At 70.7% G+C, this 21,058-nt stretch carries 18 protein-coding genes; 12 read left to right on the forward strand and 6 right to left on the reverse strand.

Features of this window, described 5'->3' with window-relative positions:
- The first annotated feature begins 21 nt into the window (after positions 1–21).
- The 5 genes from uvrB (at position 22) to OG453_RS15415 (ending at position 7,443) form a co-directional block, all read left to right on the forward strand.
- Positions 22–2,160 carry an excinuclease ABC subunit UvrB gene (gene uvrB, locus OG453_RS15395; RefSeq protein ID WP_266868223.1) on the forward strand — a complete coding sequence of 713 codons (2,139 nt, stop codon included), beginning with the start codon at positions 22–24 and terminating at the stop codon, positions 2,158–2,160.
- Between the two features lie 169 nt (positions 2,161–2,329).
- The gene (locus OG453_RS15400; RefSeq protein ID WP_266868225.1) at positions 2,330–2,908 is read left to right on the forward strand and encodes a TerD family protein; all 579 of its coding nucleotides are present in this window, start codon (positions 2,330–2,332) and stop codon (positions 2,906–2,908) included.
- Between the two features lie 71 nt (positions 2,909–2,979).
- Positions 2,980–4,938 carry a TerD family protein gene (locus OG453_RS15405; protein WP_266868227.1) on the forward strand — a complete coding sequence of 653 codons (1,959 nt, stop codon included), beginning with the start codon at positions 2,980–2,982 and terminating at the stop codon, positions 4,936–4,938.
- Between the two features lie 298 nt (positions 4,939–5,236).
- Positions 5,237–6,226: a TerC family protein gene (locus OG453_RS15410; RefSeq protein ID WP_266868229.1), complete on the forward strand. Its 990-nt coding sequence runs from the start codon at positions 5,237–5,239 to the stop codon at positions 6,224–6,226.
- 119 nt (positions 6,227–6,345) lie between these two features.
- Complete coding sequence (locus OG453_RS15415; RefSeq protein WP_266868231.1) at positions 6,346–7,443, forward strand: calcium:proton antiporter; 1,098 nt, start codon at positions 6,346–6,348, stop codon at positions 7,441–7,443.
- On the opposite strand, the gene OG453_RS15420 is transcribed toward OG453_RS15415, so the two are convergent.
- Complete coding sequence (locus OG453_RS15420; protein WP_266868233.1) at positions 7,433–8,731, reverse strand: MFS transporter; 1,299 nt, start codon at positions 8,729–8,731, stop codon at positions 7,433–7,435. The genes OG453_RS15415 and OG453_RS15420 overlap by 11 nt on opposite strands.
- A 78-nt stretch (positions 8,732–8,809) precedes the next feature.
- Between OG453_RS15420 and aroQ the strand changes: the two genes are divergently transcribed.
- Positions 8,810–9,271, forward strand: a complete 462-nt coding sequence (gene aroQ / locus OG453_RS15425) for a type II 3-dehydroquinate dehydratase (RefSeq protein ID WP_266868235.1) — start codon at positions 8,810–8,812, stop codon at positions 9,269–9,271.
- 9 nt (positions 9,272–9,280) lie between these two features.
- Here the strand turns inward: aroQ and OG453_RS15430 are convergent, their stop codons facing one another.
- Both OG453_RS15430 and OG453_RS15435 read right to left on the reverse strand, forming a co-directional pair.
- Entirely contained in the window at positions 9,281–9,937 is a 657-nt protein-coding gene (locus tag OG453_RS15430; protein ID WP_266868237.1) for an MBL fold metallo-hydrolase, read from the reverse strand.
- A gap of 10 nt (positions 9,938–9,947) precedes the next feature.
- The gene (locus OG453_RS15435) at positions 9,948–10,631 is read right to left on the reverse strand and encodes a maleylpyruvate isomerase family mycothiol-dependent enzyme (protein WP_266868239.1); all 684 of its coding nucleotides are present in this window, start codon (positions 10,629–10,631) and stop codon (positions 9,948–9,950) included.
- A gap of 222 nt (positions 10,632–10,853) precedes the next feature.
- Between OG453_RS15435 and uvrA the strand changes: the two genes are divergently transcribed.
- Both uvrA and OG453_RS15445 read left to right on the forward strand, forming a co-directional pair.
- Positions 10,854–13,829, forward strand: a complete 2,976-nt coding sequence (uvrA, locus tag OG453_RS15440; RefSeq protein ID WP_266868241.1) for an excinuclease ABC subunit UvrA — start codon at positions 10,854–10,856, stop codon at positions 13,827–13,829.
- 112 nt (positions 13,830–13,941) lie between these two features.
- Positions 13,942–14,706, forward strand: coding sequence for a crotonase/enoyl-CoA hydratase family protein (locus tag OG453_RS15445; RefSeq protein ID WP_266868243.1), 765 nt, complete (start codon positions 13,942–13,944; stop codon positions 14,704–14,706).
- Between the two features lie 9 nt (positions 14,707–14,715).
- Here OG453_RS15445 and OG453_RS15450 read toward each other — a convergent pair whose 3' ends face one another.
- Positions 14,716–15,297 (reverse strand): YceI family protein, encoded by a 582-nt coding sequence (locus tag OG453_RS15450; protein WP_266868245.1) that lies wholly within the window; start codon positions 15,295–15,297, stop codon positions 14,716–14,718.
- 101 nt (positions 15,298–15,398) lie between these two features.
- Here OG453_RS15450 and OG453_RS15455 point away from each other — a divergent pair, with 101 nt between their 5' ends.
- Positions 15,399–16,253, forward strand: coding sequence for a helix-turn-helix transcriptional regulator (locus tag OG453_RS15455; RefSeq protein ID WP_266868247.1), 855 nt, complete (start codon positions 15,399–15,401; stop codon positions 16,251–16,253).
- A gap of 447 nt (positions 16,254–16,700) precedes the next feature.
- On the opposite strand, the gene OG453_RS15460 is transcribed toward OG453_RS15455, so the two are convergent.
- The gene (locus OG453_RS15460) at positions 16,701–17,621 is read right to left on the reverse strand and encodes a carbohydrate kinase (protein WP_266868249.1); all 921 of its coding nucleotides are present in this window, start codon (positions 17,619–17,621) and stop codon (positions 16,701–16,703) included.
- 209 nt (positions 17,622–17,830) lie between these two features.
- Between OG453_RS15460 and OG453_RS15465 the strand changes: the two genes are divergently transcribed.
- Positions 17,831–18,259 (forward strand): Rieske (2Fe-2S) protein, encoded by a 429-nt coding sequence (locus OG453_RS15465; RefSeq protein ID WP_266868251.1) that lies wholly within the window; start codon positions 17,831–17,833, stop codon positions 18,257–18,259.
- Between the two features lie 53 nt (positions 18,260–18,312).
- On the opposite strand, the gene OG453_RS15470 is transcribed toward OG453_RS15465, so the two are convergent.
- Positions 18,313–19,269, reverse strand: coding sequence for a hypothetical protein (locus OG453_RS15470; protein ID WP_266868253.1), 957 nt, complete (start codon positions 19,267–19,269; stop codon positions 18,313–18,315).
- 229 nt (positions 19,270–19,498) lie between these two features.
- Between OG453_RS15470 and OG453_RS15475 the strand changes: the two genes are divergently transcribed.
- Both OG453_RS15475 and OG453_RS15480 read left to right on the forward strand, forming a co-directional pair.
- The gene (locus OG453_RS15475) at positions 19,499–20,107 is read left to right on the forward strand and encodes a papain-like cysteine protease family protein (RefSeq protein WP_266868255.1); all 609 of its coding nucleotides are present in this window, start codon (positions 19,499–19,501) and stop codon (positions 20,105–20,107) included.
- A 5-nt stretch (positions 20,108–20,112) separates the two neighbouring features.
- Positions 20,113–20,910, forward strand: a complete 798-nt coding sequence (locus tag OG453_RS15480) for a hypothetical protein (RefSeq protein WP_266869882.1) — start codon at positions 20,113–20,115, stop codon at positions 20,908–20,910.
- Positions 20,911–21,058: the final 148 nt, after the last annotated feature.

The following is a 21,058-nucleotide window of genomic DNA, read 5'->3' on the forward strand; positions in this document are numbered from 1 at the left end:
CGGGGTCGTACGGTGGGTTCCATGCGGCCCGTATCCAAGATCGAACGCACGGTGGCGCCTTTCGAGGTCGTCAGCAACTACACGCCAAGCGGCGACCAGCCGGCGGCCATCGCCGACCTGGAGCGGCGCATCAACGCAGGTGAGAAGGACGTCGTCCTGCTCGGCGCGACCGGCACCGGCAAGTCGGCCACCACCGCGTGGATGATCGAGAAGCTCCAGCGCCCCACGCTCGTGATGGCGCCGAACAAGACGCTGGCCGCCCAGCTGGCCAACGAGTTCCGCGAGCTTCTCCCGAACAACGCGGTCGAGTACTTCGTCTCGTACTACGACTACTACCAGCCCGAGGCGTACGTCCCTCAGTCGGACACGTACATCGAGAAGGACTCCTCGATCAACGAGGAGGTCGAGCGCCTGCGCCACTCGGCGACGAACTCGCTCCTGACCCGCCGTGACGTGATCGTGGTCGCATCCGTCTCCTGCATCTACGGCCTCGGCACGCCGCAGGAGTACGTGGACCGGATGGTCCCGCTCAAGGTCGGCGACGAGATCGACCGCGACCAGCTCCTGCGCCGCTTCGTCGACATCCAGTACACGCGCAACGACGTGGCCTTCGCGCGAGGCACCTTCCGGGTCCGCGGCGACACCATCGAGATCTTCCCGGTCTACGAAGAGCTGGCCGTCCGCATCGAGATGTTCGGCGACGAGATCGAGGCGCTCTCCACGCTGCACCCCCTCACCGGCGAGGTCATCAGCGACGACGACCACCTCTACGTCTTCCCGGCCTCGCACTACGTGGCGGGTCCCGAGCGCATGGAGAAGGCGGTCAACGGCATCGAGAAGGAGCTCGCCGAGCGCCTGACCGAGCTGGAGAAGCAGGGCAAGATGCTGGAGGCCCAGCGCCTTCGAATGCGTACGACGTACGACCTGGAGATGCTCCGCCAGATCGGCTCCTGCTCCGGCGTCGAGAACTACTCGATGCACTTCGACGACCGCGAGCCCGGCTCCGCGCCGAACACCCTCATCGACTACTTCCCCGAGGACTTCCTCCTCGTCATCGACGAGTCGCATGTCACGGTCCCGCAGATCGGCGCCATGTACGAGGGCGACGCCTCCCGCAAGCGGACCCTGGTGGACCACGGCTTCCGGCTGCCGTCCGCGCTGGACAACCGCCCGCTGAAGTGGGAGGAGTTCCTCGGCCGCATCGGCCAGACCGTCTACCTCTCGGCGACCCCGGGCAAGTACGAACTCTCGCGCGGCGACGGCTTCGTCGAGCAGATCATCCGCCCCACCGGCCTCGTCGACCCGGAGGTCGTGGTCAAGCCCACCGAGGGCCAGATCGACGACCTGGTGCACGAGATCCGCACCCGTACGGAGAAGGACGAGCGGGTCCTGGTCACCACCCTCACCAAGAAGATGGCCGAGGACCTCACCGACTACTTCCTCGAACTGGGCATCCAGGTCCGCTATCTGCACAGCGACGTCGACACCCTGCGCCGCGTCGAGCTGCTGCGCGAGCTGCGCGCCGGTGAGTACGACGTGCTGGTCGGCATCAACCTCCTGCGCGAGGGCCTCGACCTGCCCGAGGTCTCCCTGGTGGCGATCCTCGACGCCGACAAGCAGGGCTTCCTGCGCTCCGGCACCTCACTGATCCAGACCATCGGCCGCGCGGCGCGCAACGTCTCGGGCCAGGTCCATATGTACGCGGACAAGATCACCCCGGCGATGGAGCAGGCCATCGACGAGACCAACCGCCGCCGCGAGAAGCAGATCGCGTACAACAAGGAAAAGGGCATCGACCCGCAGCCGCTGCGCAAGAAGATCAACGACATCGTGTCGGCGATCGCGCGCGAGGAGGTCGACACCGAGGAGCTCCTGGGGACCGATTACCGCAAGGCGAAGGAAGGCAAGGACGCCAAGGCGCCCGTGCCCGCGCTCGGCGGGGCCAACGGTAAGGCGGGCAAGGCGGCCAAGGGCAAGACCGCGGCGAAGGTGCCCACCGACCGCCCCGCGGCCGAACTGGCCGAGCAGATCGAGGAGATGACCGCGCGGATGCGCGCGGCCGCCGCCGACCTGCAGTTCGAGATCGCCGCCCGGCTGCGTGACGAGGTGTCGGAGATGAAGAAGGAGCTGCGTCAGATGAAGGAGGCCGGCCAGGCCTAGCGCGGCCGCCGGGGGAGAGGGGACACGCCGGAAACGCCGTACTGGCTGGTGTGTTGCAAGAACGCCACAAAGTGCCGCCCACGGTGCGGCACTGTCAGTGGCTCTGCGTAGGGTGCTGGGCAACCGCACAGACTGGCGGTTGCCCAGGCAGTTCGAGAGGGGACAGCGCGTGACGGTCAACATGACCAAGGGTCAGGCCATCAGCCTGCAGAAGGACGACGGGGGCGCCCTGACCGCGGTGCGCATGGGACTTGGGTGGCAAGCGGCCCCCAGGCGGGGCCTGTTCGGCACGCGCACCCGTGAGGTCGACCTGGACGCTTCGGCGGTGCTCTTCGCCGACAAGCAGCCGGTGGACGTCGTGTTCTTCCGTCACCTCGTCAGCGACGACGGTTCCGTACGGCACACGGGTGACAACCTCGTCGGCGGTGTCGGCCAGGGCGGGGACGACGAGGCGATCCTCGTCGACCTGCAGCGCATCCCGGTCCACATCGACCAGATCGTCTTCACGGTGAACTCGTTCACCGGCCAGACGTTCCAGGAGGTGCAGAACGCGTTCTGCCGCCTGGTCGACGAGACCAACGGCCAGGAGCTGGCCCGCTACACCCTGGACGGCGGCGGTCAGTACACCGCGCAGATCATGGCGAAGGTCCACCGCGCGGGCGCGGGCTGGCAGATGACGGCGCTCGGCAGCCCGGCCAACGGCCGGACGTTCCAGGACCTGATGCCGTCGATCCTGCCGCACCTGTAAGCACGCGGCACGAGTAGGCCGCACCAGTACGCGGCACCAGTACGCACAAGGGCACGAGGGGGACGAAGGCGATGACGGCCGAGCTGGTCCGGGGGCAGAACCACCCGCTTCCCGGGACCCGACTGGAGATCCGCGTCTCGGTCGGCAAGCCGATCGTGGCCGGGGTCACGCTCAGCGACGAGCAGGGCAAGGTGCGCGGCACGGACTGGGTGGCCCATCCGGGCTCGCCCGCCCTGCCCGGGCTCGAAGTGCCCAAGCAGGCAGCCGCCGAGCATCGCCTCGCGGTGGACCTGGACGCCGTGCCGGAGGCCGTGCACCGGGTCAACGTCCTGCTCGCGCTGCCCGTGGGCGTCGGGGGCCCGGTCAGCTTCGCCGCCCTCGCCGCCCCCTTCGTCGCCGTCACCGGACTCGACGGCTCCCAGGTCGCCAGCTACACGATCACCGATCTGGACGCCGAGTCCGCCGTCGTCGCCCTTGAGCTCTACCGCAGGCAGGACGCCTGGAAGGTGCGCGCCGTCGGCCAGGGGTACGCAGGCGGCCTCGCCGACATGCTCACCGACCAGGGCCTGCCGGGGGCCCACGAGTTGGCGGGCACGATCAACGAGGCGGTGGCCCAGGGCCTGGCCCGTTCGGTCGCCGCACCGCCGCCCCGCCCCTCGGACGAGGCGCGCGTGCGGACCACGGGGCAGCCGTCCCCCGGTCCGGGATCGCCGGGTCCGGACGGCGCGGCCGCGGGCCGGCCCGACCCGGCCACGCACCAGCCGGGCGACGCGGGCGCAGGCACGACAGGCGCCGGCACGACGGGCGGCGGCCCCGTCAACTACACGCATCCCGGCCGCCAGACGACCACACCGCCGCCGCCCCCGCCGACCGCGGCCCCGGCCGAGCCCGGCAGGCCCGCCCAGCCCGTGGCGGGCGACGCGACCGGCTGGTCCATGGAGGAGCGGCTCTACAACCAGGTGTGGGGCATGTTCGAGGACCTGGCCCGCACCATGGCGGCGTACCGAAGCGCCGTGGACTTCGCCGATTCCCGCATGGAGCAGGAGCTCGACAAGGTCCTCTCCGACCCCCGCAGCCGCATCGGCAACACGGGCGACGCCGCGCGCGAGGCCGCCCGCGCCAAGCACGGCCTCCTCGTCGACCAGGCGAGGGCCGCCCTCGACCGCGACCTGGGCCAGCTCGCCGCCGAGTCCGAGGTCGTCGAGCCCGCCCTGCCCGCCCCGTACGCGGGCTGGGACAGCCCCGTCTGGCACGGCTACCGCGTCCCCATGGAGATCCCCATGGCGCTGCGCCTGGGCGACCTGCATCTGCCCGAGCGCCCCGACCTGCGGATTCCCATGCTGGTCCGGCTGCCGCTCGAGCGCGGCCTGTGGATCGACAGCGGCCGCTCGTCCGGCACGGACTCCCTGGCCGACGCCGACCAGCTGCGCCGCCTCGCCATGGACAGCGCCGTCGCGCACGCCGCACGGCTGCTCGCTGCCTACCCGCCGAACGAGTTCTCGGTGCACGTCATCGACGCGGCGGGCACGGCGGCCGGCGCCCTCGCCCCGCTGGTCACGTCGGGCGTGCTCGCCGAGCCCCCGGCCTCCGGCGCGGCAGGCGTGTCGGCCGTGCTCGCCAAGCTCACCCAGCGCGTCGACCTGGTGCAGATGGCGATCCGCGCGGGCGCCGCCGACGCGCTGCCGCCGGACCTGGACACCGCCGAGCAGCTCCTGATCGTCAACGACTTCCCGCACGGCTTCGACGACCGCGCCGTCACCCAGCTCCGCTACCTCGCGGACGAGGGCCCGGCGGTCGGCGTGCACCTGATGATGGTCGCCGACCGGGAGGACGCCGCCGAGTACGGCCCGCTGCTCGACCCCCTGTGGCGTGCGCTGCTCCGCGTGACGCCGGTGGCGGACGACCACCTCGCCGACCCGTGGGTCGGCCACGCGTGGACGTACGAACCGCCGATGGCGCCGCCCGGCAGCCAGGTGGTTCAGCAGGTCCTGAACCAGGTGGGGCAGGCGCGCCGCACGGGCGGCCGCTGATCCGCGCGCGCCGCGCGCGGGTCAGCGGGCCAACTGACGGTAAAGCGACTTCTTGACCCGCCTGACCTGGCCTTTTGGCTCTTATTTGCCGTCCCCTTTACCAATCCTTGGTGTTTCGCGTACTCTTCTTCCAGCGGAGGGGAGTACTCCCGAACGCGACGTGCCCGTCAATACGGACCGCCATCGGTCCCGGGGCGTCGGCCCGCGGAGCGGTGAGCCGCCCCGGGTGGAGGAGACCTCCGGCAGCGACGACGCTGATCAGTAGCCGTACGACGCCGGAGGCGCAGTGGACGTTTCAATGACCCTTTGGGTGCTGACCATTCTTGGTCTGTGTGCCCTGATCGCGGTCGACTTCTTCATCGGCCGCAAGCCGCACGACGTATCGATCAAGGAAGCCGGAATCTGGACGGTCGTCTGGATCGTGCTGGCCGCGCTCTTCGGAGTGGGCCTGCTGATCTGGGGCGGTGGCCAGGCGGGCGGCGAGTTCTTCGCGGGCTTCATCACCGAGAAGTCACTCAGCGTCGACAACCTCTTCGTCTTCATCCTGATCATGGCGAAGTTCTCGGTGCCGAGCCACCTCCAGCAGCGGGTGCTGCTGTTCGGTGTGCTGATCGCGCTCGTCCTGCGAGCGATCTTCATCGCCGCCGGCGCCGCGGTCATCGCCAACTTCTCCTGGGTCTTCTACATCTTCGGCGCGTTCCTGATCTACACCGCCTGGAAGCTCATCCAGGAGGCGCGCTCCGGGGACGACGAAGAGGAGTGGGAGGAGAACCGCCTCCTGAAGGCCGCCGAGCGGAAGTTCGGCGTCGCCGACCAGTACCACGGCACCAAGCTGTTCATCCAGAAGAACGGCAAGAAGATCATGACGCCCCTCATGATCGTCATGCTCGCCATCGGCACCACCGATGTGCTCTTCGCGATGGACTCGATCCCCGCGATCTTCGGCCTCACCCAGGACCCGTACATCGTCTTCACGGCGAATGCCTTCGCTCTGATGGGTCTGCGACAGCTGTACTTCCTCATCGGCGGACTGCTCAAGAAGCTGGTCCACCTCAGCTACGGCCTGTCGGTCATCCTGGGCTTCATCGGCGTGAAGCTGGTCCTGCACGCCCTGCACGAGAACGGCGTGCACGTCCCCGAGATCTCCATCCCGGTCTCGCTCGGCGTCATCTGCGGTGTCCTGGTCATCACGACGATCACCAGCCTCATGGCCACCAAGAAGCAGACGGAGAAGGAGGCCGCGGAGAAGGCGGCCGACGAGACTCCGAAGGACAGCATCGAGGCCTGACGGCGTCGGACACAGGAGTCACCAACACGGGAGTGGCCCGCGGCAGTCCGCCGCGGGCCACTCCCGTGCCGTGCTCGTCCCAGTCGCGTGCCCGGTGAGGGCAGGGCAGCATCGAAGGCATGATCACTCGGCTCCGGGAACTCACCACGCGGTGGACCGCGGCCGTACCGGTCCTCGCCGTCGTGCTGCTCGCCCTCACCTGGGGCCGCGATCTGCCGGGCCCGGTGGTCGCCGTGGTGACGCTGGTGCTCGCCGGGGCCGTGCTCGCCGCCGTGCACCACGCCGAGGTGATCGCGCACCGCGTCGGTGAACCCTTCGGCTCCCTCGTCCTTGCGGTCGCCGTCACGATCATCGAGGTCGCGCTGATCGTGACGCTCATGGTGGACGGCGGCGACAAGAGCGCGACGCTGGCCCGCGACACCGTGTTCGCCGCCGTGATGATCACCTGCAACGGCATCGTCGGGATCTGCCTGCTCGCGGGCGCGCTGCGGCACCGCGTCGCCGTCTTCAACCCGGAGGGCACCGGAGCCGCCCTCGCGACCGTCGCCACGCTCGCCACCCTCAGCCTGGTCCTGCCGACCTTCACCACGAGCAAGCGGGGGCCCGAGTTCTCCACGGCGCAGCTCACCTTCGCCGCGCTCGCATCGCTCGTCCTGTACGGCCTGTTCGTGGCGACCCAGACCGTGCGCCACCGCGACTACTTCCTGCCGATCACGCGCAAGGGCGAGGTGATCGACTCCGAGCACGCCGAGGGCCCGACCAACCGCGCCGCGCTGATCAGCGTCGGCCTGCTCGGCCTCGCCCTGATCGGTGTGGTCGGCCTCGCCAAGGGGGTCTCCCCGACGATCGAGTCCGGCGTGGAGAACGCCGGCATGCCGCACGCCGTGGTCGGCGTGATCATCGCGCTGCTCGTGCTGCTCCCGGAGACCATCGCCGCCCTGCGCGCAACGCGCCGCGACCGCGTACAGACCAGCCTGAACCTCGCCCTCGGCTCCGCGATGGCCAGCATCGGCCTGACCATCCCGGCCGTCGCGGTCGCCTCGGTGTGGCTCTCCGGGCCACTGGTGCTCGGCCTCGGCCCGACCCATATGGTGCTGCTCGCGCTGACCGTCGCCGTCGGCACGCTCACGGTCGTGCCGGGACGCGCCACGCCGTTGCAGGGCGGGGTCCATCTCGTGGTGTTCGCCGCCTACCTGGAGCTCGCGGTCACGCCGTGACGGGGGCCGGCTCCGGAACCGGCCGGGTCTCCGGCAGCAGCGCGAAGCACCCCAGGCTCAGCAGGGCGACCCCCGTCAGATACGCCGCGACGCCCCACGGAGTCCCGTCCCCCTGCGCCACCGCCGTCGCCACGATCGGGGTGAGCGCGCCGCCGAGCACCCCGCCCAGGTTGTAGCCCACCGCGGCGCCGGTGCAGCGCACCCGAGGCTCGTACAGCTCGGGCAGATACGCGGCGATCACCGCGAACATCGTGATGAACGCGAGCATCGCCACCAGGAAGCCGAGGAACATCAGCAGCGGCTCACCGGTCGCCAGGAGCGCGATCATCGGGAACATCCACAGCGCCGAAAGCGCGCATCCGAGCAGACACAGGGGGCGCCGTCCGAAGCGGTCGCCGAGCACGGCGGCCACGGGAGTCAGCGCGCCCTTCACCACGACCGCCGCCATGATGCAGGCGAGCATGACCGTACGGCTCACGTCGAGCCGCTCCACCGCGTAGGCCAGGGACCACGTCGTGACGGCGTAGAACACCGCGTACCCGACGGCCAGCGCGCCCGCCGTGAGCAGGACCAGGCGCCAGTGGTCGCGCACCACTTCGGCGAGCGGCACGCGCGCGTGCTCCCGCAGTTCGAGGAAGCTGGGGCTCTCCGCGAGGGACGTGCGCAGCGCGAGCCCGGCCGTTGCGAGCACGCCCGCCGCCCAGAACGGCACCCGCCATCCCCAGGAGGCGAACTGCGCGTCGGTGAGGGTCGCCGAGAGCGTCAGCATGATGCCGTTGGCGAGCAGGAAACCGAGCGGGGGGCCCATCTGCGGAAAGCTCGCCCACAGCCCGCGCCGCTCGGCCGGCGCGTGCTCGGCGGTCAGCAGCACCGCCCCGCCCCACTCGCCGCCCAGCCCGAGCCCTTGGAGAAAACGCAGCACCAGGAGAAGCACCGGAGCGGCCGTACCGATCGACGCGTACGTGGGCACACAGCCGACGGCGACCGTCGCGAGGCCCGTCAGGAGCAGCGAGACGATGAGGACGGGGCGCCGCCCGTGCCGGTCGCCGATGTGCCCGAAGAGGACGGAGCCGAGCGGCCGGGCCACAAAGCCCACTCCGAATGTCGCGAAGGCGGCGAGAGTTCCCGCCAGCGGAGAGAACGTCGGAAAGAACAGCGGCCCGAGCACCAGCGCCGCGGCCGTCCCGTAGATGAAGAAGTCGTAGAACTCGATGGCGGTCCCGGCGAGCGAGGCGGCCGCGAGCCGCGGCAGAGAGGGAGTCCTGGCAGGGGAGTGGCTCTTGTGCATGCCGCGTCAACTACCCGCTGTGACGGCCGGTTACGGGGGCGTACGGAGGCGTGGAGGATCCCTCAGTACGCTGACGACATGACGCGCACTCTTGCCAACGCCCCGATCATGATCCTGAACGGCCCCAACCTGAACCTGCTCGGTCAGCGCCAGCCCGAGATCTACGGCTCCGACACCCTCGCCGACGTCGAGGCGCTGTGCGCCAAGGCGGCCGCCGCGCACGGCGGCACCGTGGACCTGCGGCAGAGCAACCACGAGGGCCAGTTGGTGGACTGGATCCACGAGGCGCGCGAGCACCACGCAGGCATCGTCATCAACCCGGCGGCGTACTCGCACACCTCGGTCGCGATCCTGGACGCGCTCAACACCTGTGACGGAATGCCGGTGTTGGAGGTGCACATCTCCAACATCCACCAGCGGGAGGCGTTCCGGCACCACAGTTACGTCTCCCAGCGCGCCGACGGCGTCATCGCCGGGTGCGGCGTGCAGGGCTACGTCTTCGCGGTGGAGCGGGTGGCCGCACTGGTCGGCAAGGCCTGACCCCTCGGCTCACCAGCCCCGCTGACGCCACTCCGGCAGATGCGGGCGCTCGGCGCCCAGCGTCGTGTCGTTCCCGTGGCCCGGGTAGACCCAGCTCTCGTCGGGGAGCGCACCGAAGATCTTCGTCTCGACGTCGTGCAGCAGGCTCGCGAAGGCCTGCGGATCGCTGTGGGTGTTGCCGATGCCGCCAGGGAAGAGGCAGTCGCCGGTGAAGACGTGCGGGTGGCCGTGCGGGTCGTCGTACACGAGGGCGATCGAGCCCGGGGTGTGGCCCACCAAGTGGCGCGCGGTGAGCGACACCTGGCCGACCCGCACGGTGTCGCCGTCGACGAGCGGGACGTCCGTGGGCACCGGGATGCCGGGCGCGTCCTCGCGGCCCGCGTAGGTCCGCGCCCCGGTCGCGGCGACGACCGCGGCAAGGGCCTGCCAGTGGTCGCCGTGCTGGTGGGTGGTGACGACGGACGCGATGCCGTCGCCACCGATCAGCGTGAGCAGCGTCCCGGAGTCGTTCGCCGCGTCGATCAGGAGCTGCTCGCCCGTGGCCCGGCAACGCAGCAGATAGGCGTTGTTGTCCATCGGGCCGACCGCGACCTTCGAGATCATCAGGTCCTGCAGCTCGTGCACGTCCGCACCGCCGCCGACCTTCACTGCTCCGCTGTACGTCATGTTCCTCAGCCTATAGCGGCGGCAGGGCGGGCAGGAGGCCGCCTTCGGCCGTCAGTGCGGTGCCGCCGCGGCGCCCGGAGAGCCAGCCGACGACGTCGGGCGCGGACCCGGAGACGGTGACTTCGGGCTCGCCGTCGCGGCCGGTGGTCCACGCGTGCGTGCCGTCCGTGATGCGGGTGGGCGGCACGTCGGGGTTCCCCGAGAAGCGTGCGGCGAGGAACGCGATCTCGCGCTGCACGAATTCATCGGGCAGGTCCTCGAGCTCGTACCCGATGCCGAGGTCGACATGGTGCAGCTCCACCTCGACCCACCGCCGGAACGGCACCCGCGACGCGGAGTCGGTGACTCCGTTGCGCATCTCGATGGTGCGGGACCAGTCGGCGGGGACGGCGGCCTGTGCCTCGAAGCGGGCCGCGCTGTCGCGTACGTCGTCGAGCTGCTCGGCCAGTGGCCGCGGGGCGTCCCGCTCGATGTCCGCGTCCCGTGCCTCGCCGCTGACGTACATCGGCCGCCCGGCGAGGACGTTGACGAGCGCGTCCGCGTTACGGGCGAGATGGGCGAGGACGTGGCCACGGCTCCAGCCCGGGAGGCGTGACGGCTCCGCGGTCGAATCGTTGTTCAGTTTCGCGGCTGCGGTGAGCAGCCGGTCGGTCGCGTCACGTACAGACGCCAGGTCGCGCACATGATCAATCATGCGCCCGACGATAGCCGCGCCACACGTTTGGGTGAAGGCATCGGAGCAGCGCCGCAAATCGAATGCACGTGCTATATGGTCGGGTGCGGCATCGGGCATCCTTGGTGGTCGGGGTTTGTCACCGACAGGGAAACCGCCCCGGCGTTGTCAGTGGCTCGCCCTAGTCTGTGAATGACGGGGGCCCCGCCCCTGTCACCACTCTCAAGAAAGGTGCGGACCGGCGTGGCCGACCGTCTCATCGTCCGTGGCGCGCGCGAGCACAATCTCAAGAACGTCTCGCTCGACCTCCCGCGTGACTCCCTCATCGTGTTCACCGGACTCTCCGGGTCGGGCAAGTCCTCGCTCGCGTTCGACACGATCTTCGCCGAGGGCCAGCGGCGGTACGTCGAGTCGCTCTCCTCGTACGCCCGGCAGTTCCTCGGTCAGATGGACAAGCCGGACGTCGACTTCATCGAGGGCCTCTCGCCCGCGGTCTCGATCGACCAGAAGTCGACCTCGCGCAACCCGCGCTCGACGGTCGGCACGATCACCGAGGTGTACGACTACCTCCGCCTGCTCTTCGCGCGCATCGGCAAGCCGCACTGCCCCGAGTGCGGCCGCCCCATCTCGCGGCAGTCGCCGCAGGCCATCGTCGACAAGGTCCTCGAGCTGCCCGAGGGCAGCCGCTTCCAGGTACTGTCCCCGCTGGTGCGCGAGCGCAAGGGCGAGTTCGTCGACCTCTTCGCCGACCTCCAGACCAAGGGCTACAGCCGCGCGCGGGTCGACGGCGAGACGATCCAGCTCTCCGAGCCGCCCACGCTCAAGAAGCAGGAGAAGCACACCATCGAGGTCGTCATCGACCGCCTCACGGTGAAGGACTCCGCCAAGCGCCGCCTGACCGACTCCGTGGAGACCGCCCTCGGCCTCTCCGGAGGCATGGTCGTACTCGACTTCGTCGACCTCCCCGAGGACGACCCCGAGCGCGAGCGGATGTACTCGGAGCACCTGTACTGCCCGTACGACGACCTGTCGTTCGAGGAGCTGGAGCCGCGCTCCTTCTCCTTCAACTCGCCCTTCGGCGCTTGCCCGGACTGCACGGGTATCGGTACGCGCATGGAGGTCGACCCCGAGCTGATCGTCCCGGACGAGGACAAGTCGCTCGACGAGGGCGCCATCCACCCCTGGTCGCACGGCCACACCAAGGACTACTTCGGCCGGCTCGTGGGAGCCCTCGCCGACGCCCTCGGGTTCTCCACCGACATGCCCTGGGCGGGCCTGCCGCAGCGCGCCAAGAAGGCGCTCCTGCACGGGCACAAGACGCAGATCGAGGTCCGCTACCGGAACAGGTACGGCCGCGAGCGGGTCTACACCACCGCCTTCGAAGGCGCCGTCCCCTTCGTCAAGCGCCGCCACAGCGAGGCCGAGAGCGACGCGAGCCGCGAGCGCTTCGAGGGCTATATGCGCGAGGTGCCCTGCCCCACCTGTGAGGGCACGCGCCTCAAGCCGATCGTCCTGGCCGTCACGGTCATGGGCCGGTCCATCGCCGAGGTCTCCGCGATGTCCATCAGCGACTGCGCGGACTTCCTCGCCGAGCTGAAGCTGGGCGCCCGCGACAAGAAGATCGCCGAGCGGGTCCTGAAGGAGGTCAACGAACGGCTGCGCTTCCTGGTCGACGTCGGCCTGGACTATCTCTCCCTGAACCGCGCGGCGGGCACCCTCTCCGGAGGCGAGGCCCAGCGCATCCGCCTGGCCACGCAGATCGGCTCCGGCCTGGTCGGCGTGCTCTACGTCCTGGACGAACCGTCCATCGGACTCCACCAGCGCGACAACCACCGGCTCATCGAGACCCTCGTACGCCTGCGGGACATGGGCAACACGCTCATCGTCGTCGAGCACGACGAGGACACCATCAAGGTCGCCGACTGGGTCGTCGACATCGGCCCCGGCGCGGGCGAGCACGGCGGCAAGGTCGTGCACAGCGGCTCCATGAAGGAGCTGCTCGCCAACGACAAGTCGATCACCGGGCAGTATCTGTCGGGCAAGAGGTCCATCCCGGTCCCGGACATCCGCCGCCCGGCGGACCCCTCCCGTCAGCTGACGGTGCACGGGGCCCGGGAGAACAACCTCCAGGACATCGACGTCTCCTTCCCGCTCGGCGTCCTCACCGCCGTCACGGGTGTCTCGGGCTCGGGCAAGTCGACGCTCGTGAACGACATCCTCTACACGCACCTGGCAAGGGAGTTGAACGGCGCACGGTCGGTTCCCGGCCGCCACACGCGCGTGGACGGCGACGACCTCGTCGACAAGGTCGTGCACGTCGACCAGTCGCCCATCGGCCGTACGCCGCGGTCGAACCCGGCGACGTACACCGGAGTCTTCGACCACGTCCGCAAGCTCTTCGCGGAGACGATGGAGGCGAAGGTGCGGGGCTATCTGCCCGGCCGCTTCTCCTTCAACGTCAAGGGCGGCCGCTGCGAGAACTGCTCCGGCGACGGCACCATCAAGATCGAGATGAACTTCCTGCCGGACGTGTACGTGCCGTGCGAGGTCTGCCACGGCGCGCGGTACAACCGCGAGACGCTGGACGTCCACTACAAGGGCAAGTCCATCGCCGAGGTCCTGGACATGCCGATCGAGGAGGCGCTCGACTTCTTCGAGGCCGTGCCGGCGATCGCCCGCCACCTGCGCACGCTCAACGACGTGGGTCTGGGGTACGTCCGTCTCGGGCAGTCCGCGCCGACGCTCTCCGGAGGCGAGGCCCAGCGCGTGAAGCTGGCGAGCGAGCTCCAGAAGCGGTCCACGGGCCGGACCGTGTATGTCCTGGACGAGCCGACCACCGGTCTGCACTTCGAGGACATCAGCAAGCTGATCACGGTGCTCTCCGGGCTTGTCGACAAGGGCAACACGGTCATCGTCATCGAGCACAACCTCGACGTCATCAAGACGGCCGACTGGGTCGTCGACATGGGTCCCGAGGGTGGCAACGGCGGCGGTCTGGTCATCGCCGAGGGCACGCCCGAGGAGGTCGCCGGGGTTCCGGCGAGCCACACGGGCAAGTTCCTGCGGGACATCATCTCGGCGGACCGCATCAGTGATGGGGCCTCGCAGGGGCGTCAGCGGAGGGTTGCCTCTGCCCCTGTGGCTAAGAAGACCGCGGCCAAGAAGGTTGCCGCCAAGAAGGTTGCCGCGAAGAAGGTGGCCAAGGCTCGTAAGAGCTGACGGTGCGTTGTTGCGTATCCGCGGGTGCGTGGGGGCTGGTCGCGCAGTTCCCCGCGCCCCTTCGGGGCGCTCCCCTTGTCCGGCGGTCCTTGGGCGTGGTCGCCTGGGGCCCATGTCCGTACGTACTGAACGCCAAGGACCTGTCACCACCATCGTGCTGTCGCGTCCCGATGTGCGGAACGCCGTCGACGGGCCCACCGCTCGTGCCCTTGCCGATGCGTTTCGCGCGTTCGATGCGGATCCCGAGGCGGCCGTTGCCGTGCTGTGGGGGGAGGGCGGCACGTTCTGCGCGGGTGCGGACCTCAAGGCGATCGCGACGCCGGACGGGAACGAGGTGACGGAGAAGGGGGACGGGCCCATGGGGCCGACCCGGATGCGGCTCTCCAAGCCCGTCATCGCCGCGATCTCCGGACACGCAGTCGCCGGCGGTCTCGAACTCGCCCTCTGGTGCGATCTGCGCGTCGCCGACGAGGACGCGGTGCTCGGCGTGTTCTGCCGCCGCTGGGGCGTCCCGCTCATCGACGGGGGAACGGTGCGGCTGCCGCGGCTCATCGGGGAGAGCCGGGCCATGGACCTGGTACTCACGGGGAGGCCCGTGGCCGCCGATGAGGCGCTGGCCATGGGGCTCGTCAACCGGACCGTGCCGCCGGGCACTTGCCGGGCCGAGGCCGAAGCGCTCGCCGCGCAGATCGCCGCGTTCCCGCAGACCTGCATGAGGGGCGACCGGCTCTCCGTACGCGAACAGGCGGGCCTGAGCGAGGAGGAGGCGATGGCGGGCGAACTCCGCCACGGCCTGCGTGCCCTGACCGAGGCGTCCGAGGGCGCCGCCCGCTTCGCCGCGGGGGCGGGGCGGCACGGCGCGTTCACGGACGGCTGAGGCCCGAGGTCAGCTGCCCTGCGGCGCCGCGGTCCCGACCGGCTCCAGGAACTGCATGTCCAGCTGGATCTTCACCACGTCGCCGAGCAGCCCGGCCCCGAAGTCGAGGCCGTAGTCGCCGCGGCGGATCTCGCCGGTGGCCTCGAAACCGGCGTGGCGTCGCTCGTCGCCAGGGAAGGCCTGCAGACCGCCGAACTCGACGGCGAGGGTGATCGGCCGGGTGACGTCGCCGATGGTCAGCTCGCCCTCCAGGGTCCAGTCGTCCTCCTTGCCGGTGACCCGCGTCGAGCGGAACGTCATCGTGGGGCGGCGCTCCACATCGAGCAGATCGGGGGACCGGACATGCGCGTCGCGGTCCGCGTTGCCGGTGTCGATCGAGGCCAGGGCGACGGTGGCCGTCACCGATGAGGTCTCCAGGCTTTCGCCCACGACGAGACCGGCCGTCACCTCGCTGAAACGGCCCCGCACCTTGGAGATCCCGAGGTGGCGGATGGTGAAGTTGACGGCGGAGTGGAAGGGGTCGATCTCCCAGCTGCCTGCGGGCAGCGGAAGGGCGGTCGTGGTGCTCGTGGCACTGGTGTCAGAAGTCATGCCGTCCACGATGGGCGGCCGCCGAGACCCGAGGAAGGCCGGGCCGAGACTGGTAGTGACAGGGCCACGATCCGGTCCGGTGACGCTGATACGTTCGATCGGTGAGCGACAACGAGCTGGGCATCTTCCTGCGGCGCTGCCGTGAAGCGGTCACGCCCGCCCAGGTCGGGCTGCCCACGGGACCGCGGCGCCGCACGCCCGGCCTGCGCCGCTCCGAGGTCGCCACGCTCGCCGGGGTCAGCGTCGAATACCTGGCCCGGCTCGAACAAGGCCGCGACCGCCACCCGTCGCCGCAGGTGATGGGCGCGCTCGCGGACGCCCTGCGGCTCTCCGTGGAGGAGCGTCTCCATCTGCGCCGCCTGGAGAAGGAGACGAGCGGCGACCCCTGCTGCCCGACGGCGAGCGCGCCGGCCCAGGCGGTCCGGCCCACCGTGCGGGCGCTGATCGACCGCCTGGAGCCCGCCCCGGCCGTCCTGCTCAACCGGCTCAGCGATGTTCTCGCGTACACATCGGGCTACGAGCGGATCGTCGGCCCCACCGGTCTCCTGGACGGCGAGCGGCCCAACCTCATCCGGTTCCTGTTCACCGACGAGCGGGCCCGTGCCGCCTACCCCGAATGGGACCGCGTGGCCGACGAGCAGGTCGCGAGCCTCCGGTCGGACTCCATGCTCAGCGACCCCCATGCCGAGGGGTTCGCCGACGAGCTGACCGTCATCGCGGGCGCCCCGTTCGCCGACCGCATGGCGACCGTGCCACGGCTGCCGCGGCGCAGCGGCGTCGACCGCATGACGCATCCGGAGGCCGGCGCGCTGCTTCTGTCGTACGAGACGCTGGCCCTGCCCGAGGGCGACGAACAGCGCCTGGTGGTGTACCTCCCGGCCGACGACGCCTCGTCGGCGGCGCTCGACCGCCTCAACGGCCGCCAGCCGGGCGGCCTGCGCGCGGTGACGGGCTGACGGGCCTCAGGCCACCTCCGCGGTCCGGCTTCAGGCCAGCTCCGCCGCGTACGGCGGCTCGGCGCCCGAGCGGGACACGGTGAACGCGGGCGCGCGCCGCGAGATGCAGTGCATCGCCGCGGCCGGCGGCGCTTCGTCGGCGGCTGACCGGCTGACCCGTCTCAGGCCAGTTCCGTCGCGTACGGCGGTTCGGCGCCTGCACGGGACATGGTGTCGGCGGGCGCGCGCACCGCGAGACGCAGTGCATCGCCCCGGCCAACGACGCCTCGTCGGCGGCTGACCGGCCTTGGACCGGTTGACCTGCCTCAGGCCAGTTCCGTCGCGTACGGCGGTTCGGCGCCCGCACGGGACATGGTGAACGCGGGCGCGCGCCGCGAGATGCAGTGCATCGCCCCGGCCAACGACGCCTCGTCGGCGGCTGACCGGTCTCGGTCCGGTTGACCTGCCTCACGCCAGTTCCGTCGCGTACGGCGGCTCGGCGCCCGCGCGGGACACGGTGACGGCCGCCGCGCGCGCCGCGAGACGCAGTACCTCGCCCCAGCCGTCCGCGCCGAGCGCGGCCAGACCCGGCGCGGACAGCGCGTCCCGCAGGGAAAGTCCGTGCAGCAGCGCCGCGTTGACCGTGTCGCCCGCGCCGATGGTGTCCACGACATCGACCCGCTCACCCGGCACGGACCACTCCCCGCCGTCCCGGGTGAAGACCGTAAGACCCGAGCCGCCCCGCGTGATCACCACGGCGCCGGGGCCGGACGCGAGCCACTCGTGCGGCGTGCCGCCGAGCCAACTCGCGTCGTCCTCCGACAGCTTGAGCAGCGAGACCGACGGCAGCCAGCTCTTGAAACGGGCCCGGTAGGCGTCCGCGTCCGGGATCAGACCGGCCCGGATGTTCGGATCGAGCGCCGTGAAGACACCCCGCGCCGACTCCCGGCGCATCAGCTCCTCGTAGGCGCTCGCGCCCGGTTCGAGGACGAGCGAGCACGTGCCGAACGACACCGCGCGCACGCCGTCGGGCAGCACGGCCGGGGCCGTGAAGAGCCGGTCGGCGGTGCCGTCGACGTAGAAGGAGTAACCGGCGGAGCCGTCCGCGCCGATCGAGGCGACGGCGAGCGTCGTCGGTTCGGCGCCCCGCTGGACGTACGACACATCGACGCCGGCGGCCCGCAGCCCCGCCACCAGCGCCTCGCCGAACGCGTCCCGCGAGATCCGTGAACAGAAGGCGACAGGGGAGCCGAGGCGGCCGAGGGCCACCGCGGTGTTGTACGGACCGCCGCCCAGACGCGGGGCGAGCGGGGACAGCGAGGGCGGCACGGCACCGGCGGAATCCTGCGGGACGAGGTCGATCAGGGCCTCTCCGGCGACGACTATCACGGCTGGTTCCTCTCGGCTCTGCGGTCGTACGGCGCGGCAGCCGCGCACACCGGCTCCCTGACTCCCCGGCTTGCGCACAGGCTAGGGCTTCTGGGCGGACACGGGCCGATACGGGCGGCACTCGGGCACGGCCGTGCCCAACACGGGCGCGCAGCCCCGCACCGGTATGGTCTGATCCGTCACCGATGCGCCTGACCTGTGGAGAGTTCATGCCCGGCACGCCTCCCCCCGCCCGCCGCACCGTGCTGCGCGCCGCCGCCATCGTGCCGGCCGCCGGGCTCGGCATCACGGCCTGCTCGTCCGGCGGCGGCGGTGGCGGCAACCGCTCCGCGCCGACCGCGCCGGTGGACCTCGGCGCGTCGGACGAGATCAAGGTGGGCGCCTCGAAGCTCTACACGGACGAGAACGTCGTGGTCAGCCGTATCGCGGACGCCGAGTACAAGGCGTTCAGCACGATCTGCACGCACGAGAAGTGCCCCATCAACAACCTGGAGGGGCACAAGCTCACCTGCCCCTGCCATGGCAGCCAGTTCGACGCCACGAACGGCAAGGTGCTGCACGAGCCAGCCACCGTCCCGCTCGCCGAGCTGCCGGTGAAGGTCGAGAAGGGCAAGATCATCGCGGGTCCCGGGGCCTGACGACGCGATCAGCCGGGCGGATCGTTCACTCCGGGCGATTCACTCCGGGCGATTCACTCCCAGTCCCACGCGATCCCCAGGAGCCCCGCCCGCACCTGCTGCTCCACGATGTGCACCGACCGATGGCTGCCGCTCAGTGTCAGCTCCTGGCGGCCACCGCGCGGCGCCGCCGCCGAATGCTGGGCGAAGCGGTGGCAGTGCAGGGGCAGGGCACCCTCGTCGAAGCGCACCTGCAGCGCGTACTGCCCGCCCGCGTAGGTGAAGCCGCGCAGATACTCGGTGGAGGCGCCCGCCGTGCCGTCCTCGAAGCCGTAGCGGAACAGATGGGTGTCTCCCGCGCGCAGGCGCGCGTCGAAGAGCAGCTCGGCGACGAGCACACCCGTCTCGTGATGCCACCGCACGCGCCCGGTGCGGCAGTTCTCCAGGGCGTGTACGCCGATGTGTTCGGGTACGCAGCCGGGGTCGCCGTGGTAGATCGCGAGGTAGCGGTCCACGTCGTCCCGGTGGGAGCGCACCACGTGCTGCGAGTCGCGGCCGAGCAGCTCACGGCGCGCGCCGATCCGCACCCGCTCATGGTGGCCGACCGTGTGCAGACCGCCGTCGAGCGGGGATTCGAGGTCGGCGAGGAGGCGCTGCACGACGTCGGAGGCCTCGATGAGCGAGCGGTAGGAGCGGGCGGCGGGGCGTTCGCAGCCAGGACTCCCCGAGGAATGGGCGGGCTGCGCGAGAAGCCGGATCAGTGACTCGTCGGGAAGCTGGAGGATCTCCTCCAGGGCGCGTACGGCCCGCAGCGACTCGGTGCGCTGCGGGCGCCGCGCACCCTGCTGCCAGTAACTCAGGCTCGTCACACCGACGTTGACGCCGTGCCGCGCGAGATGATGACGTACCCGTTGCAGGGGGAGGCGGCGGGCGGCGATCGCGGCCCGCAGCGCCACATGGAAGGGCCCGGTGCGCAGCGCGGTCTCCAGGTCCGCAGGCGTCTCCTCCGCGAGCTGTGTGCCGTGCCGCATCGCAAGGCCCCTTCTGTGAACATTCACATCGGCCGCCCGGGCGTACGCGCCGGTCGGAACGGGCCACCAGGTGGGCGTACGAGGGGTGTTCACATACGTACGCCGTCGTTCACTGGCCCAAGTAATCCCGCATTGAACCTTGTTGACCTGCACCCGACAACACTCGATGCTCAATCGCAGCGTCCGGACGCGCTCCTCCACCCCCTCGCCCCCACTCGGGAGGAACGCGATGCGCCAGAGAAACAGCAGGTACAGCAGACGCAGACGGTTGTCGGCGGTCGCCGTCGTGGCGGTGGCGCTGGTTGCCGCGCCGGCGGCGACGGCCACGGCCGAGCCGGCCCCAGGACCCTCCGCCCTCGCCGCCAAGCGGCTGAACATCACGATGCAGGCTCAGGAGAAGACCAACTGGTGCTGGGCCGCGGGCGGGAACACCATCGCCGCCTTCTACGGCAAGAAGTACAGCCAGAACCAGTTCTGCAACGCCGCCTTCGGGCGCAACCAGAACACCGAGTGCCCCAACAACCAGGCCACGCTGGGCAACGTACAGAACGGCCTGGAGTGGGCGGGCATCAACTCCGGCTCCTATGTGAACGGTTGGCTGCGCTACCCGACCGTGCAGGCCGAGATCAACGCGGGCCGGCCCGTGGAGACCCGCATCCAGTGGTCGGGCGGCGGCGGCCACATGCACGTCCTCTACGGATACGACGATGCCCAGAGCTGGGTCTACTGGGGCGACCCCTGGCCCTCCAGCGACCGCTACAACTGGGCCTCGCACGACTGGTACGTGGACAACGGCACCTTCTCCTGGACCCACTCGCTGTACCGGATCGGGGCGTGAGCGCGATGAGCCGTCATCTGCTGAGAGCCGTGCTCGCCGGCTCCGCCGCCACCCTGTTCCTCGGCCTCGCCGCCCCGCACGCCACGGCGGACTCGGGCCCCTCCGAAGCCTCGCGCGAGGCCGCCCGGAAGGCGGCGAGCTCGCCCGGGACGCTGGACACCCTCTCCCGCTTCTTCGCCCGCGATGGCGCCGTCACCAAGGCCGCGGCGGACCCGCGCGTCCAGGGCGACGCCGTGCCCGTGTACTACCTCTCCCCGGAGTTCGTCACGGGCGAGAAGGGGGCGCCGGTCGCCCGCCTGGAGTTCCTCGCCAGCAAGGCGGTCTCGTCCGACGGACAGGAGGCCTCCCTGTGGACCGTCGAGCGGGGCGATTCCTGGAAGGTCGTGAACATCGCCACCGGGGACGACGAGACGCACTACGCGCGCGTGGGCGCCAAGAAGCTCCCCGGAGGCACCGTTTTCCGCGAGCCGCAGATCGACGCCTGGTACGTCCAGGGGCGGGGGCGAGTGCTGCCGCTGGACGCGGACGCGAAGCTTGCCGTGGGCTCCGGCGGTATCCCGGTTGCCGCCTATCAGAAGCGGGTGCACGACGCGTACGCCGATAAATTGCCTGGCAGCGGCTACGCGAAGTCCGGTGCGGCGGGGGGCTTCGCCCGGAAGGAGGCCGCTGGTGAGCCGGCGGGTGGCTCCTCGCCCGACGGTCCCGTCACAGTTGCCTCCTCCGTGGCCGGAGCGGGAGCACTGGTCGCCCTCGGCCTCTCCGGAGCGGCCGTTCTGCGGCATCGCACCCGGCAGCGCGCCTGACCTTGCCCGGCCTCCGGCCGGGCTTCCCCACCCACCCGCCCTTTAGGGCGGGTGGGCTTCAAGGGTGGGGGAGAAGCGGCGCGAGACCGGGCGGAGGCGAGGAGGCGGCGGCGACGCGAGGCATCGCGGGACCGTCGCGCACAGCTCG

The organism is Streptomyces sp. NBC_01381 (genome assembly GCF_026340305.1).
Lineage (GTDB): Bacteria > Actinomycetota > Actinomycetes > Streptomycetales > Streptomycetaceae > Streptomyces.